Origin of the sequence: Pedobacter planticolens (genome assembly GCF_014172375.1) — a bacterium.
In the GTDB taxonomy this organism is placed as follows: Bacteria; Bacteroidota; Bacteroidia; order Sphingobacteriales; family Sphingobacteriaceae; genus Pedobacter; species Pedobacter planticolens.
The window spans coordinates 462,238-478,312 of the sequence record NZ_WNXD01000001.1 but is presented as its reverse complement, the minus strand read 5'-3'; the positions used below and the strand labels follow the sequence as shown (position 1 = coordinate 478,312).

General features: G+C 35.0%; 18 protein-coding genes. 15 read left to right on the top strand and 3 right to left on the bottom strand.

Annotation, left to right across the window (positions count from 1 at the left end; translation table 11 throughout):
* The first annotated feature begins 19 nt into the window (after window positions 1-19).
* Genes GM921_RS02095 through GM921_RS02080 form a run of 4 tightly spaced genes read left to right on the top strand, consistent with a single transcriptional unit; the run spans window position 20 to window position 2,549 of the window.
* Window positions 20-241, top strand: a complete 222-nt coding sequence (locus GM921_RS02095; protein WP_182920959.1) for a hypothetical protein — start codon at window positions 20-22, stop codon at window positions 239-241.
* A gap of 60 nt (window positions 242-301) precedes the next feature.
* The gene (gene hisF, locus GM921_RS02090) at window positions 302-1,057 is read left to right on the top strand and encodes an imidazole glycerol phosphate synthase subunit HisF (protein ID WP_182920958.1); all 756 of its coding nucleotides are present in this window, start codon (window positions 302-304) and stop codon (window positions 1,055-1,057) included.
* Window positions 1,054-1,641: a bifunctional phosphoribosyl-AMP cyclohydrolase/phosphoribosyl-ATP diphosphatase HisIE gene (hisIE, locus tag GM921_RS02085; RefSeq protein ID WP_182920957.1), complete on the top strand. Its 588-nt coding sequence runs from the start codon at window positions 1,054-1,056 to the stop codon at window positions 1,639-1,641. The genes hisF and hisIE overlap by 4 nt, the downstream gene beginning before the upstream one ends.
* An 8-nt stretch (window positions 1,642-1,649) precedes the next feature.
* Complete coding sequence (locus GM921_RS02080) at window positions 1,650-2,549, top strand: WD40 repeat domain-containing protein (protein WP_182920956.1); 900 nt, start codon at window positions 1,650-1,652, stop codon at window positions 2,547-2,549.
* On the opposite strand, the gene GM921_RS02075 is transcribed toward GM921_RS02080, so the two are convergent.
* Entirely contained in the window at window positions 2,546-3,262 is a 717-nt protein-coding gene (locus GM921_RS02075) for a carboxypeptidase-like regulatory domain-containing protein (protein ID WP_182920955.1), read from the bottom strand. The genes GM921_RS02080 and GM921_RS02075 overlap by 4 nt on opposite strands.
* A 93-nt stretch (window positions 3,263-3,355) precedes the next feature.
* Here GM921_RS02075 and GM921_RS02070 point away from each other — a divergent pair, with 93 nt between their 5' ends.
* Window positions 3,356-4,009: a YceH family protein gene (locus tag GM921_RS02070; RefSeq protein WP_182920954.1), complete on the top strand. Its 654-nt coding sequence runs from the start codon at window positions 3,356-3,358 to the stop codon at window positions 4,007-4,009.
* Window positions 4,010-4,023: 14 nt separating this feature from the next.
* On the opposite strand, the gene GM921_RS02065 is transcribed toward GM921_RS02070, so the two are convergent.
* On the bottom strand, window positions 4,024-4,803 hold the full coding sequence (locus tag GM921_RS02065) for a C40 family peptidase (protein ID WP_182920953.1): 780 nt from the start codon (window positions 4,801-4,803) through the stop codon (window positions 4,024-4,026).
* A gap of 101 nt (window positions 4,804-4,904) precedes the next feature.
* On the opposite strand from GM921_RS02065, the gene GM921_RS02060 reads away from it, so the two are divergent.
* Entirely contained in the window at window positions 4,905-5,348 is a 444-nt protein-coding gene (locus GM921_RS02060; protein ID WP_182920952.1) for a universal stress protein, read from the top strand.
* Window positions 5,349-5,478: 130 nt separating this feature from the next.
* Here the strand turns inward: GM921_RS02060 and GM921_RS02055 are convergent, their stop codons facing one another.
* The gene (locus GM921_RS02055) at window positions 5,479-5,829 is read right to left on the bottom strand and encodes a 4Fe-4S dicluster domain-containing protein (protein WP_182922217.1); all 351 of its coding nucleotides are present in this window, start codon (window positions 5,827-5,829) and stop codon (window positions 5,479-5,481) included.
* A 77-nt stretch (window positions 5,830-5,906) separates the two neighbouring features.
* Here GM921_RS02055 and GM921_RS02050 point away from each other — a divergent pair, with 77 nt between their 5' ends.
* From GM921_RS02050 to GM921_RS02010, 9 genes are all read left to right on the top strand, one after another.
* Window positions 5,907-6,926, top strand: a complete 1,020-nt coding sequence (locus tag GM921_RS02050; protein WP_182920951.1) for an acyl-CoA reductase — start codon at window positions 5,907-5,909, stop codon at window positions 6,924-6,926.
* A gap of 99 nt (window positions 6,927-7,025) precedes the next feature.
* Window positions 7,026-8,960 (top strand): T9SS type B sorting domain-containing protein, encoded by a 1,935-nt coding sequence (locus tag GM921_RS02045; RefSeq protein ID WP_182920950.1) that lies wholly within the window; start codon window positions 7,026-7,028, stop codon window positions 8,958-8,960.
* Between the two features lie 50 nt (window positions 8,961-9,010).
* On the top strand, window positions 9,011-9,214 hold the full coding sequence (locus tag GM921_RS02040) for a fructose-6-phosphate aldolase (RefSeq protein ID WP_182920949.1): 204 nt from the start codon (window positions 9,011-9,013) through the stop codon (window positions 9,212-9,214).
* A 2-nt stretch (window positions 9,215-9,216) separates the two neighbouring features.
* Window positions 9,217-9,900, top strand: a complete 684-nt coding sequence (locus tag GM921_RS02035; RefSeq protein WP_182920948.1) for a cell division ATP-binding protein FtsE — start codon at window positions 9,217-9,219, stop codon at window positions 9,898-9,900.
* Window positions 9,901-10,162: 262 nt separating this feature from the next.
* Window positions 10,163-10,744, top strand: a complete 582-nt coding sequence (locus GM921_RS02030) for a nucleotide exchange factor GrpE (RefSeq protein WP_182920947.1) — start codon at window positions 10,163-10,165, stop codon at window positions 10,742-10,744.
* Between the two features lie 152 nt (window positions 10,745-10,896).
* A complete protein-coding gene (dnaJ, locus tag GM921_RS02025) occupies window positions 10,897-12,066 on the top strand; it encodes a molecular chaperone DnaJ (RefSeq protein WP_182920946.1) in 1,170 nt (389 codons plus the stop codon).
* A gap of 714 nt (window positions 12,067-12,780) precedes the next feature.
* Complete coding sequence (locus GM921_RS02020; protein WP_182920945.1) at window positions 12,781-13,692, top strand: ABC transporter ATP-binding protein; 912 nt, start codon at window positions 12,781-12,783, stop codon at window positions 13,690-13,692.
* Window positions 13,685-15,016: an ABC transporter permease gene (locus tag GM921_RS02015; protein WP_182920944.1), complete on the top strand. Its 1,332-nt coding sequence runs from the start codon at window positions 13,685-13,687 to the stop codon at window positions 15,014-15,016. The genes GM921_RS02020 and GM921_RS02015 overlap by 8 nt, the downstream gene beginning before the upstream one ends.
* Window positions 15,017-15,123: 107 nt before the next feature.
* Window positions 15,124-16,029, top strand: a complete 906-nt coding sequence (locus GM921_RS02010) for a Ppx/GppA phosphatase family protein (protein ID WP_182920943.1) — start codon at window positions 15,124-15,126, stop codon at window positions 16,027-16,029.
* Window positions 16,030-16,075: the final 46 nt, after the last annotated feature.

The following is a 16,075-nucleotide window of genomic DNA, read 5'->3' as shown; positions in this document are numbered from 1 at the left end:
CAAAGTAAATCTTATCTTAATGAAAGTTACAGGCAAAATATTCTTGATATTAGGATTACTTCTATTCATTTTGGGTATTTCAATGTTCGTATTTGCAGCTTCCTCATTTACTAATACAGGAGAAGAATATAGCTCTTTTGATATCAAACTAGGAGAATATGCTATGGTTTTCTGGATACCGTCCATAATAATTGGTATGCTTTTAGGAGGAGTTGGATTGTTTTTGACAATAAAAAAATAAAGGAATTAAGAAAGACTGCCTGCTTTTCACTTAGAAAATAATTTAACATCAATAAAACTAATGCTTTCAAAAAGAATAATCCCTTGTCTTGATGTAAAAGATGGCCGTACTGTGAAAGGCATCAACTTTGTTGATTTGCGTGATGCTGGTGATCCTGTAGAACTCGCCGCACAATATGCAAAACAAGGTGCAGATGAGTTGGTGTTTTTAGATATAACTGCTACTCATGAACGCCGTAAAACGATGATTGAAATGGTAAAATCAGTTGCAAGACAACTAAACATTCCATTTACAATTGGTGGTGGTATTACAGAAATTGCTGATGCTGAAGCTTTATTAAATGCTGGCGCAGATAAAATTAGCATTAACTCGGCAGCAGTAAAAAACCCGCAGTTAATTGAAGATTTAGCTAAAACATTTGGAGTACAATTTGTGGTTTTAGCAGTCGACACCAAACATATTAACGGCAAAAACATTGTCCATTTAAATGGCGGGCGATTAATTACTGAACTCGAAACAGAAAGCTGGATTAAACAAGCAGAAAACTTAGGGGCTGGAGAAATTTTATTAACTTCTATGGATCACGATGGCACCAAACAAGGTTTTGATTGCGATTTATTAGGTAAAATAAATAAGATGATTAATATTCCTATCATCGCGTCTGGCGGAGCGGGAAAAACTGAACATTTTACAGAGGTTTTCCAAAAAGCTGGAGTTGATGCTGCATTAGCGGCTTCGGTATTTCACTACGGTGAGATATTAATACCAGATTTAAAACAAGAATTAAAAAGAAATAACATCCCAGTAAGGATATGAAAATAGATTTTGATAAAGGAGACGGTTTAGTTCCTGTTGTAATACAAGATGAGCAAACATTAGAGGTTTTGATGTTAGGTTACATGAATGCCGAAGCATTTGAAAAAACACAAAACGAAGGCAAAGTAACTTTCTATTCTCGTTCTAAAAACCGTTTATGGACTAAAGGTGAAGAAAGTGGAAATTTCCTTTTTGTGAAATCTATTCATATTGATTGCGATAATGATACAATATTAATCAAAGCAAATCCCGTTGGACCAACTTGTCATACAGGAAGTAGAAGTTGCTTTAAAACAGACTATAACCAAAACTTTATTTTCGAGCTAGAAAACATTATTAATGATAGATATGAAAACCCAGTTGAAGGTTCATACATTAATAAAATGCGTAAAAAAGGATTAAATAAAATTGCGCAAAAGGTTGGTGAAGAAGGTGTAGAAACTGTTATTGCTGCTCTTGCAGAAACTGAAGAAGATTTGATAGGCGAAGCATCTGATCTTGTTTTTCATTTGTTATTTTTACTAAAAGAAAAAGGATTGTCTGTTCAAGATATTGCAAGGAATTTAGAGAAAAGACACAAATAGGCGAACCTATGCTTAAACACCTACAAACCTTTTCTGGTCATCAAAACCCTGTTTATGCTTTAGCAAATTCTGATAAGGCAGGTATCTTTTTTAGTGCAGGGAACGATAAAGGAGTTGTTGAATGGTCGCTTAAAAAAATGGCGTTTGTAATGGTTAAAGTGCCTGTTCAGAGTTCTGTTTATGCATTACACAATTACAATAATCAACTATTTATTGGCGAAAGAAGTGGTGCATTTAGTGTGTATGATTTTATAGAACAGAAAGTTATAGCTCGTGTAAATGCACATGCAAAACCTATTTTTGATATAAAAACTATCAAAAGTAAAAATGAATTATTAACCACAGGAGAAGATGGCACTGTCGCAGTTTGGTCGTTAAAAGATTTTACTGAAATTTATCGTTTTCAAGTAGCTTATGATACCGTTAGATGTATTGCTATTTCTCCCGACGAAACTGAAATCGCCTTTGGTTGCAAAGATCACTTAGTCCGCATTTACAATTTAGCAGATTATAGTTTAAAACAGACTTTAGAAGGTCATAAATTACCTGTAACCTCTTTAGCATATCACCCAGCAGGAAAATATTTAATTTCGGGCAGCCGAGATGCGCAATTAAATATATGGAGTTTACCAAGTTATGTGTTGACACAAACTATCCCAGCGCATCTATTTACCATTTACAACATTGCTTTCCATCCAACTTTGCCCTATTTTGCAACCAGTAGTCAGGATAAAAGTATTAAAATATGGGATGCTGAAAACTTCAAACTCTATAAAATTTTAAGTTTGGAAAAAGCGGGAATTGGACATACCCATTCTATCAATAAAATTAGTTGGAGTAACGATGGGAAATACTTGATTTCTACAGGAGATGATAGAAAAGTAATGGTTTGGCAGATAGAAGGTTAGACATTAAAGAACTCTTGAATCTTTTCAAACAAGCTTTTCTCTCTAATAATAGCTATACCTCCAAGTATCAAAGCTGAGACCTTCATCTCGATAAATATAGGATTATGTTTATTCAAATTCAGTTTGAATTCTTTGGTTTCATAGCCTAGATAACGAAATTCCAATATTGTTTTTTTTGAAAATTTTGCTCTATCTAATTTAATTTCAAAATTACCTTTAACATCAGTAGTCCCAATTACTTTACCACCCTTAATAGCAATAAACAAACCAACTACAGGCTGTTTATCTTCATTATCAATCACCCTGCCTTTTATTACAATATTAGAATCAGTTTTTTGAATAGTTATAGTAACTGGTGATTTTGTTTTATCCTCAAATAAAAAAGTTGGATAATATAGTTTTGTATGTGCAACACTTAACTTAGGGAAACTTAAAAATGCAATCATTGAAGCTGCGATTAAACTCGGCTTGAAAATTTTTAATGAGAAGTTTGATTTTGGCACAATTAAATGATTTAATTGTGCTGGATTTAACCTGCCACAACTCATTCCTTTATCTTGTTTAAACCAACTTGCAAGTTCTTGATTAGTAAATTTTGTAAAATCAATTACTTCCTTTTCACAACTATCACAAAACCTACCTTTTTCAAGCGGCTTCATACTTTCCCAGTTTTCTGAACAAGGTTTTGAAACAGTAATTTTAAAGTTTTGCATAGTGTTTTGTCTAAGTTATACACAAAAGATACTTTTTTCATAGATTTTCCATAAAATATAAATTTTAACCATGGATATTTTATCTTTAGCCTTATGGACACACCAACGAAATTACCAGTTTTAGATACAGCCCAAATAAGAGTTTTAGGCGCTTTGATGGAGAAATGCAAAACTACGCCAGATTATTATCCAATGACATTGAACGGTTTAGCTGCTGCTTGCAATCAAAAAACATCACGTAAACCTGTTGTTCAATATGATGATTCTACAATAACTACTGCGCTCAATTCTTTAAAAATTGCTGGATTAATTTCTACTGCAACTGGCGGTTCGATTAGAAACATAAAGTACAAACATAATTTCGCCATCGTATTCCCTGTGTTACCCTCAGAAGTTGCGGTGATGTGCTTGTTATTTTTACGCGGACCACAAACTCCTGGTGAAATCAACACCAATTCTGGAAGATTATATGAATTTGAAACTTTAGAAGAAGTTCAGCAAGTTTTAGAAAAATTAGCTTCCGAAGAACCTACCTATATTAAACAATTACCTCGTAAACCTGGACAAAAAGAGCAACGTTATATGCATTTGTTTGCTGGTGATATAGAAACTTTCGAAGAAGAATATATTGCAGATGAAAGTCCAAAATCTACTAGTGATTTAGAAGAACGTTTAACAAAAGTTGAAGAAGAACTAGCCGAGCTTAAAACTAATTTCGATAAATTGATGAAGGAATTGATAGGATAGAGTTTGACAACTCTCTAAACGAACCTTTTTATAATCCTTAATTTATGGGTATATCTACCTAATTCTGCATTGTAAATTCCTTGATCATCAATTGGATCTATTCTTACCTTTCCCGCAGCGTGAATAATTTTATCATTACTCAACATTAAACCTACGTGAGTAATTTTCCCATCCTCGTTATCAAAAAAAGCTAAATCGCCTAATTGAGCAGAAGCTAGGAAATCGACTAATTTACCTTGTTCTGCCTGTTGAGATGCATCTCTTTTAAGTTGTAACCCATTTAATTTATAAACAGCTTGTACAAAACCAGAGCAGTCTATACCAAATAAAGTTCTACCACCCCATAAATAAGGTGAGTTCTCAAAAAATTGAGCTGTTTTTTCAACTTTTGCTTTAAAATTTGTCTTATCAGGAAGTACCGGAGTAAATTTTACCTCAAATTTTTCATCTCCTAAATAACAAAAACCATCTTGATAAAAAGGTAACGTACTCCCTGCGCTTAAATAATAAGCACTTCCATCTTTCGCAATTAAAGTATTATTAAGTTGAGCTGGCGTAACATACGCATGGCTTTTTTCTTTAGCAAACTGCAAATGAGAAATCTTTTCAAGCTGCTTATAATCCATCCAACCTTCGTAATTATCATGAAGAGTTTTAATCAGACACCATTTTTCAGTTTTTTCTAAAACCTCAACCCTATCCCCAAATAATAATTGCGATACAATTTCACTTCTATCAGACGGTTCTTTTCTTATTGGTGCAACGGCAACTCGACAAACGTGGTAGACTTCCATATTTTATATATATGCCATAAAAATAAGTAATAACAGTCATAACCAAACATTTGCATTCAAAATTTGTTATTTTTATGTAGTTAAACTTAAATGCCTGAGCCATGAACTTTAAAAAAATTTTAATTGCTGTAGATAACAGTACATGTTCTGAAAAGGCGGCAAAAACAGGCTACGAAATGGCAGAGAAATTTGGTGCAGAAGTAGCGCTTTTAAATATTATCGAACCTGCTCCAGCAACTGTAAATCCAGATTTTACGCTTGCTCCAGTTTTTATGGAGATGTACGATAATAGCGAAGAAAACAGTCAAACCTTACTAAAAGAAATATCACATAAACACGGAAATGGAATTCCAACTACGTATTTAACAAGTTTAGATACAGCAACTCATGGCATTATCCAACAAGCAGAAGAATGGGGAGCCGAATTAATTGTAATTGGCACACACGGCCGAACTGGATTATACCATTTTTTAATGGGAAGCGTAGCAGAGCATGTGGCAAGAAAATCCGCCTGCCCCGTTTTAATTGTACCTAATAAGGATTAATAAGTCTTGATTCACTAGTCCAAAGTCAAATCCCATTTAAACAAAAAAAGAGACACATAATTGCATCTCTTTTTTGTTTTTTATTTTTTGAATCAGTCAAGTCTCAAGACTATTGACTAATAACTCAAGACTAATTCTCTTGGTGTAACCAAGCTTTTTTAGTTAATAATTCTTCTTCCGTTTCACGAACATCTTCATCATCAATACAGCAATCTACTGGGCAAACCGCAGCACATTGTGGCTCATCATGAAAACCTTTGCACTCTGTACATTTGTCAGAAACAATATAGTAAACCTCATCAGAAACGGCCTCTTGCGAAGCGCCAGCATCTATCTGTTGTCCACCAAAATCAATGATACCATCTAAATTAGTACCATCAGAAAATCTCCAGGCTGTACCTGCATCGTATATTGCATTATTTGGGCATTCAGGCTCACATGCTCCACAATTAATGCATTCGTCTGTTATTTTAATCGCCATGTCTTCGTATAAATCTATTGCTAAGTTTACCTTTGCACTGCAAATATAACACATATTCATTTATAATAGTTCTAAATATGTCATCACTTACCAAAGGAAAATTAATTATTGCGTTAAAAAAGCTCAGCGAGTTTATGGCTAAGCCTAGTCCAGAATTCAATGCAATAGTAGAATATGCCTGTCATAGCAATGCTTGGTTTACTCCAGAGGAAGTAGAAAAAGCACTTACATCCTTAAGTAATATGCTTAATAATGACGATTTAGAGCAATGGTTTAAGAATATTCACCCAAGTGAGCACCCTAAAAAAGTAGGATTAATTTTAGCCGGCAACATTCCTTTAGTGGGTTTCCACGATGTACTTTGTATATTAGCAACTGGAAATATCGCATTAATTAAAATGTCATCATCTGATGATAAATTATTGCCTGCATTACTAAAACAATTAATTTCTTTTGAACCAGAACTGGCAAATCATATAGAATATGCAGAGCGATTAAAAGATTTTGATGCTATTATCGCCACTGGCAGCAACAACACTTCTCGTTATTTCGACTATTATTTTGGTAAAGTGCCTAACATTATTCGTAAAAATAGAAATAGCGTAGCCGTTTTAAGTGGCAATGAAACAACAACAGAATTAGAAAGTCTAGGTCACGATATTTTTGATTATTTCGGACTAGGATGTAGAAATGTATCTAAAATTTACGTTCCAGAAAATTACGATTTAAAGAATTTCTTTGAGCCGATAGAGAAATACCAACCAATTATTAATCATTTCAAGTACAATAATAATTACGATTACAACAAATCCATTTACTTGGTTAATGGCGTAAAACATTTTGATAATGGTTTTATTTTGGTGAAAGAGGATGAAACTTTTGTATCGCCCCTGGCAGTTCTATTTTACGAAGAATATAGCTCTGTTAAAGATGTTGAAGCAAAATTAAATACACAAGATGAACAAATTCAATGTGTAGTTTCTAATCTTCCATTAGAGATAAACAAAGAAAAAATTGGATTTGGTCAAAGTCAAAACCCTAAACTTTGGGACTATGCCGATAATGTAAATACAATTGAATTTCTGAATAAGTTATAAGAGCAAGAAAGAATACCACAACATTAACACTACATCGTTATTCTAATAACCTTGCCTCATAAAAAATTGCTACTTTGTTTAAAATTTATCAAATAGCAATTGACACAAACATTTCGCAAGTATTTTATTGCGCTTATTTTATTTTTTTCGTTTTCAGAAGTTAATGCTCAAGTGTTATGTAATGGAGCTTTAGGCGACGCTATTGCTGGAGCAGGAACAGATTTTGGAAGAGGATTACCACAATTTGGTGCATCAGTTTCTGAAACGGGCTATTTTTACATAGCTGGCAATCCAAATGATGGACAATACACAATTGTTAAAACAACCGCAGGTCTAAATTCCGGATGGCATCAAAATATAGTAAATCATACTCCAAACGATCCGGATGGTTATTTTATGGTAGTAAATGCAGATTTAAATAAGGGCATATTTTATCAATCAGAAATTACAAGCCAGCTTTGCCCTAATACCACTTATGAATTTGCAGCCTTTATCATCAATATTTTAAGAAACAGTGGTGTTAAACCAAACATAAGATTTACCATAACAAATAATGGTTTAGCCATTCCAGGTGCAGATTTTTCAACAGGAGATATTCCAGAAGGTTCAGCTATAGATTGGATAAAAAGAGGTGGAACATTTAAAACACCATCTAATTTGGGTGTAATTAAGTTGATAATGACTAACGAAAATCCAGGTGGTAACGGAAATGACTTAGGCATTGACGACATCACTTTCAGAGCTTGTGGACCAGTAATCACATCCACAGTTACAAATGCTAACAACTTTACAAACAATGTAGCAAATATTTGTGTAGCAGATACAAAGACATTAATCCTGTCTGCTAAAGTGTCTGCTGGAGTTTACAATTCACCACAATTTCAATGGCAAGAATATAATGGAACAACATGGGTCAATAGCAATAAACCAGGTTCACAAACAGCAGATTTAACTGTTGCATTTGTAAATGCTACAACAGGGAATTACAAATATCAGGTTCTGGTTTCAGAAAGTGGAAACATCAATTCTACAAGTTGCAGAGTTATCTCAACGCCAATAACTATCAATGTAAATGATAAGCCCAACCCTATTGCGAGTAATAGTGGTGCAGCTTGTGTTGGTTCAGATATTCAGTTAAATGTAAATCAGGGTGTTTCATTTAGTTGGACTGGACCAAATGGATTTACTTCTCCATTTCAAAATCCAATTATACCAAATGTAAGCACAAACTCAAGTGGTACATATACCGTCACTGTTTTTAATGCTTCAGGTTGTTCAAATACAAGTCAAACTCAAGTGCAAGTTTTACCACAGGTTATTGCGAATACAAATATTGCAACAGCCACAATTTGTGAAAATGAAAGTGTCGAATTAATTGCTAGTGGAGGTTCAACATACACTTGGTTACCCACTGAAGGCTTATCAAATCCAAATATTGCAACCCCATTTGCAACCCCAAAACAAACCACAACGTACACTGTAAAAGTTTCAAACGGCACTTGCTCTACCACTAAAGAAATACTAATTACTGTTTTAAAAAATGCATCAGCAAATGCTGGAGAAGATAAAAAAGTATTTCTTGGTCAATCCGTTACATTGAAAGGAAATGCCACAGGCGATAATATTACTTATGCATGGTCGCCTACTGATTATTTAGATGATCCAACAAAACTCAATCCAATTGCAACCCCTCCCAATGATATCACGTATACACTAACAGTAAGTTCTAATTGCAATGTAAGTACAGATGAAGTATTCGTAAAGGTTTATCCAAAAATAGAAATACCGAATACGTTTACACCTAACGGAGATGGAATTAATGATACTTGGAATATTCCAGCGATAGCCGCATTTAGTAATCCGAAATTAAAAGTAGTGAACAGAAATGGACAGTTAGTTTTTGAAAGTACAAATCCACAACCGTGGGATGGAAAATCTCATGGTAAAAACTTGCCAACAGGAGTTTATTATTACACACTTTATTTAAATGAAGATTTTAAAATATATTCTGGCTGGGTTTTATTAACTAGATAAAATCGATTATTTCAATTCAATTATCAGCTAGAAATGTTATTTTTGGGCAAATGTATATCATAAAAGTAAAAGGCATTGCCAAAATACCCGATTACGTACAACTAAGAGATGAGAAGTTTACACTCTTAGCTTATTTTAGAGTAGATCGCCCTGATAAATCATTAGAGAAATTAGGCTTTGGAGATAAACTACCTTACATTATGAACATAATTAATAATTTACCTTTTGGACAGGTTACTAAATTAGATATTTAAGCATGGCAGAAAACATAGTTATCAACTTACAAAATGTAGATGTTTTTCAACAAAAACACTTGGTTTTATCAAACGTAAATTTAGACATAGCCAAAGGCGAATTTGTTTTTTTAATTGGTCAAACTGGTTCTGGAAAAAGTAGTTTATTGAAAATAATTTACGGCGATTTACACATCGGCAATGGTGCTGGTGCAGTTGCGGGCTTCGATTTAAAAAACCTAGCCGATAAAGAAGTACCTTATTTACGCAGAAAACTAGGAATTGTGTTTCAAGATTTTCAGTTATTAAGCGATAGAACTGTTGAACAAAATTTAGAGTTTGTACTAAAAGCAACAGGTTGGGACGATAAAAACCTAATTAACGAACGCATTAAAGATGTGTTGGAGAAAGTAGGTTTACGTTCTAAAATTAAAAAAATGCCTCACGAAATTTCTGGCGGCGAGCAACAACGTGTTGTAATTGCTAGAGCGTTGTTAAATAACCCAGAAATTATTTTGGCCGATGAACCAACCGGTAACTTAGATCCAGATACATCCGAAGAAATTGTATTGTTATTAAAACAAATTAGTCAAAGCGGAACCGCTGTTTTAATGGCAACTCACGATTATCATATCATCCGCACTTTCCCTTCACGTATTATTAAATGTGAAGGTGGTGTTGTGCATGAAGATGCCCAAATTGCCTAATCGATTTACGATTTTAAATTGACGAATTACGATGTCATGATGTGCCATCTAAAATTGTAAATCTAAAATCATGAGCAATATTTAGAAACGAATAGGGTTTATACATCCTGCCAATCTAAAATCGTAAATCTAAGATCGTAAATCCCATTGTCAGTCAATCAGCCATTCTGTTCAGTAATCTCTAATTAAAACTGACAGCATGGCTGATTTTCGTTATTGGCAAAACTTTTGAGTTTCAACACAAAAAACACGAGTATAAAACATGTTTAATAAGAAGAAAAAGGAAGAAGAACCGGTTATCAACAATAATCAGGTAGAGCAAGAAATAGAAAACGCACAAAGCGAAGAAACTAACGATACAGAAAATGCAACCGCAGAACCTGTAGTAGAACTTTCTGTAGAAGAGAAATTACAGCAAGAAAACGCTGCTTTGAACGACAAATACTTACGTTTATTTGCAGAATTTGATAACTATAAACGTCGTACACAAAAAGAACGCGTAGAGTTATTGCAAACAGCTGGTAAAGATGTAGTCGTTTCTTTATTACCTGTTTTAGATGATTTTGAACGTGCACTTAAAGCGACTGAAAACACTACAGAAGTAGGCGCCATTCGTGATGGTATCATGCTAGTGCAAACTAAATTGAAAAGCATTTTAAGTCAAAAAGGATTAAAAGAAATGGAAAGCATTAATACCGCTTTCGATACCGATATACACGAAGCAATTACCAAAATACCTGCACCATCTGATGATTTGAAAGGTAAAGTAGTTGATGAATTAGAAAAAGGATATACCCTAAACGACAAAGTAATTCGCTTTGCAAAAGTGGTAGTAGGAGCATAAAAAAAAATGAAGGTTGGAATGTTGCAAGGTTGAAAAGTTCAAAATTTTTAAACCAACAATCTATCCTTTACACAAACAAAGTTTCGAATGGTTGATAGTGGACTCTGAACATTAAAATATTCCAACTTTCAAACATTTCAACATTTATAAAAATGAGCAAAAGAGATTTTTACGACATACTTGGCGTAGCCAAAAACGCATCGGCGGAGGAAATTAAAAAAGCTTACCGCAAGTTGGCTATTAAATATCACCCAGATAAAAACCCTGATGACAAAGCTGCCGAAGATAAATTTAAAGAAGGAGCAGAAGCATACGAGGTTTTAAGTAGCCCAGAAAAAAAACAACGTTACGACCAATATGGCCATGCAGGCGTTGGTAGCGCAGGCGGCGGTGGTGGTTATGGCGGTGGCGGCATGAACATGGAAGATATCTTTAGCCAATTTGGCGATATCTTTGGTGGCGGTGGCGGCAGTCCGTTCGATAGTTTCTTTGGCGGTCAACAATCTCGTGGTGGCGGTGGTCGTAGAGTAGCTAAAGGCAGTAATTTACGCATCAAAGTAAAATTAACGCTCGAAGAAATTGCTCACGGTGCCGAGAAAAAAATAAAAGTTAACAAACAAATCACCTGTAAAACTTGCGATGGCACAGGTGCTAAAGATAAATCATCAGTAAGTACCTGTAAAACTTGCGGTGGTAGCGGCGCAGTTCGCAGAGTAACCAATACTATTTTGGGCCAAATGCAAACCACAGCAACCTGCCCTACTTGTCACGGTAGCGGACAACAAATTACAGCAAAATGTAATGTTTGCCATGGTGAAGGAACTACCCGCGGCGAAGAAACAATTACTATAAATATTCCTGCAGGTGTAAGCGAAGGCATGCAATTAAGCATGGCTGGCAAAGGTAATGCAGCCCCAAATGGTGGCGTACCTGGCGATTTAATTATCTTAATTGAAGAGTTACCTCATGATACCTTGAAACGCGAAGGCAATAATATTGTATATGATTTACATGTAAGTATTGTTGATGCTGCTTTGGGTTATAGCGCAGAAGTGCCAACTATTGATGGAAAGGCAAAAATTAAAATTGAGCCTGGCACACAAAGCGGAAAACTATTACGCTTAAAAGGAAAAGGTATTCCAGAAATAAATTCTTACCACAGAGGTGATGAAATTATTCATGTAAATATTTGGACGCCTAAAGCGTTGAGCAATGAAGAAAGAGCCATTTTAGAAAGCTTAAGAGAATCTCCAAACTTTAAACCGCAACCCGGTAAAAACGACAAGAGTTTCTTCGATAAAATGAAAGAATATTTCGAATAAAAAAAGTCCCGACCAAATAGTCGGGATTTTTTTTTGGCCTCACCCCTAAACTAAATCGAACTTGTAACCCTCACTTAATAGAAAAGCTATTTTCTAGAAAAACAAAACTAGCATTTCATCGCTCCCAATAGCCCCGCTTTCCGTTACAATCTTTTTGTATCAACGTCTTCCATCGTTTTAATCGTAGCCGAGAAATCTTTAGCACTGCATTCAACAACAGATATTCGCAACACAAAAAGTATTTCCACTACAATCAGGTTTAAAGAACTTAAGCCAGTGTAATAAACTAACAACTGCTAAAAGAAACCTAGCACCAGCCAGTAGAAACCTAGCACCTGCTAAAAGAAACCTAGCACCTGCCGAAAGAAACCTAGCACCTGCCAAAAGAAACCTAGCACCTGCTAAAAGAAACCTAGCACCTGCCAAAAGAAACCTAGCACCTGCCAAAAGAAACCTAGCACCTGCCGAAAGAAACCTAGCACCTGCTAAAAGAAACCTAGCACCTGCTAAAAGAAACCTAGCACCTGCTAAAAGAAACCTAGCACCCGCTAAAAGAAACCTAGCACCCGCCAGTTATCCGCTATTAATTTCCGTCATAAACGCCCCTCTCCTTCGGAGAGGGGTTGGGGGTGAGGCCAAACTCTTTTAAAAACAACCGTAACATTTTTAACCTCCCAGCATCTTATATTTACTAACTAAAACAAACATCGTAAAATGCTAAGCGTAAAAAATATTGTAAAACAATATGCAGCGCACCGTGCCTTAGACCAAGTTAGCTTGGAAGTAGAAAGAGGTAAAATATTTGGGCTTTTGGGTCCGAATGGTGCTGGCAAAACTTCTTTAATTAGAATTATTACTCAAATTACTGCACCAGATAGTGGCGAAGTGCTATTTAATGGTGAGCGGTTAAATGCCAACCATATTTCGCAGATTGGTTACTTACCCGAAGAACGTGGTTTGTACAAGAAAATGGAGATTGGCGAACAGGTTTTATACCTATCCAAATTGAAAGGTTTAAGCACTGCCGAAGCTACTAAACGTATTAAATTTTGGTTCGAGAAGCTAGAGATGGCTGGCTGGTGGAGCAAAAAAGTAGAGGATTTAAGTAAGGGAATGCAGCAAAAGGTACAGTTTGTGGCTACCATTTTGCATCAACCCGAGTTAATTATTTTAGATGAACCTTTCTCTGGTTTCGACCCTGTTAACGCTGATATTATTAAGAACGAAATTTTAGAATTGAACAAACAAGGGGCTACTTTTATATTCTCTACGCATAGAATGGAAAGTGTAGAAGAACTTTGCGACCACATTGCTTTAATTGATAGATCTAAAAAGATTTTAGATGGTAGTGTAGATGAAATTAAGGCTACTTACCGCAACAATACTTACTGGATTGAATATGAAGGTGATTATAATGTAGAAACTGCCAAAGGTATTTTTGAAGTATTGCAAACCGAAAACGTAAAAGGCAAAACTTTAATTAAAATTCAGCTACAAAAAGACAGAACCGCCAACGAAGTTTTATCGGCCCTGCTCCCTTACGTTGCCATTACACGCTTAGATGAGGTGATACCAACCATGAACGATATTTTTATTGACAAAGTTAAAAGACAAGATTATGAATAAGATTTTACTCATTATACGTAGAGAATATTTATCGAGAGTGAAGAAAAAATCGTTCATTATCATGACTTTTTTAACTCCGCTTTTAATTGCTGGTATTTATGGTTTAATTGGTTATTTCACCTATAAAGGTATTAAAGACACACACGATAAAATTGCAGTAGTAAGCACTAACAAAACTTTAACTGATAAATTGGCATCGGACAAAAACATTGAATACGATTACGTGAGTAAGGGGTTGGAGGAGATGAAGAAATCGCTGAAAACTTCGGACTATGATTATGTTTTGTATTTGCCTGAGTTTGATTTAAAAGCGCCAAAGGGTGTTGAATTGTTTGGCGCAAAACAGGCTGGTTTATCTTTAAACAACAGAATATCGGGCGATATTGAGGAGTTGATTCGCAACCAAAAACTGAAAGAATCTGGTATTGCACAAGCTGATTTAGATCAGTTGAAAACATCGGTTGATATTGAAACTAAAAAGATTGCTGATACTGGAAAAGAAGAATCGAGCAGTGCTGGAGCAAGTACAGTTATTGCGTTTATTGCAGGCATATTGATGTTTATGTTTATTATGTTGTATGGGATACAGGTAATGCGTGGCGTAATTGAAGAGAAAACAAGCAGAATTATTGAAGTAATGATTTCTTCTGTAAAACCTTTTCAATTAATGATGGGCAAAATTATTGGTATTGCTTTAGTAGGTTTAACTCAGTTTATTTTATGGATTGTGTTAACGCTTACCATTAGTACTGTTGCAGTAACTATTTTGGCAGATAAAGTTGATGTTAAAAAGATAGCTGCTTCTACACAAAGTGGAAGTCAGGTTACTACTGGTACGCAGGTAGTTTCGCCAGCGCAGGGTCCTTTATTAGATATACAAAAAAGCTTAGCTGGTTTGGATTTTGGTAAAATTGTTTCGGTGTTTATCTTTTTCTTTATTGGTGGATATTTGTTTTACAGTGCTTTATATGCTGCCATTGGTTCTGCGGTTGATAGTGAAACGGAAACCCAACAGTTTATGATGCCAGTAATGATGCCATTGTTATTGGGTTACGCTTTATCGTTAAGTGTGGTTACAAATGACCCTTATGGGAATATTGCTTTTTGGCTGTCGATGATTCCATTTACCTCTCCTATTGCAATGGTGGTGCGTTTACCTTATGGTGTACCTAATTGGGAGCTTGCTTTATCTATGGTGATTTTAGTGGTTGGTTTTATTGGTACAGTTTGGGTTGCAAGCAGAATTTATAGGGTTGGTATTTTAATGTATGGTAAGAAAACTACGTTTAAAGAGATGTTTAAGTGGTTTACGTATAAGAATTAATTTTTTCACCACCTAAGACATCTAAGAAAAGCTAAGGCTAATTTGCTAAGGTGAACTAAGGTTTCTTAGGTGGTAATACTATCCAGAAATATCCGTTAAATTAATACATGAAAACAGCTGTAATAGATTTAGGGACTAATACTTTTCATTTAATAATTGCAGAGCAGCATGCGAATGAACTTCATGTAATTTATAAAACCAATCAGCCTGTAAAATTAGGCGAAGACATTACTGCAAATAATTTAATAATTCCTGCAGCATTTAAACGTGGTATAACATGTTTGCAAGAATTTAGAGCAGAACTGGATAAACATGAGGTTGATATTATTAAAGCAACAGCAACTTCTGGTGTTCGTAGTGCGAAAAATGGATTAGATTTTGTTGAGGCTGCAAAAAAACACGCTAATATTGAAATTGATATTATTGATGGCGATGAGGAAGCGCAATATATTTACGAAGGTGTAAAATGGAGCGGGGCGATTAAAGGTAAATCTTTAATTATGGATATTGGTGGCGGCAGTACTGAATTTATTCTGTGTGACGAAGAAACGCTTGTTTGGAAAAAGAGTTATAACATTGGTGCAGCAAGGCTGATGCAACGATTTTTCAAATCAGACCCTATTAATACGTCTGATCAGAAATCAATAACGGATCATTTAGATGAGGAATTAAAAGCGCTTAAAGTAATTTGTTCGGCTTATAAACCGAAAACTTTAATTGGTTCTGCAGGTGCATTTGAAACCTTTGCTGGAATGCTTTCGCCAAAGATTGATATTGCTAAAATAAGTACGGCAAATATTTCTTTACCTGCGTATACCGAATTAGCGAGCACTTTAATTAAGGCTACTCATGATGAACGTGCAAACATGAAAGGTTTAATTCCACTTCGTGTAGACATGATTGTAATGGCGAGTATTTTAACTAATTATATATTAGATGAGTTTGATATTAAGAAGATAAAACTCTCTACTTATGATTTGAAAATGGGTGTTTTGCAGAGTTTGAAGGTTTAGTCCATCCCCAACCCCCGCCAGCGGGGGGTAGCATTGAGCTTAAAAA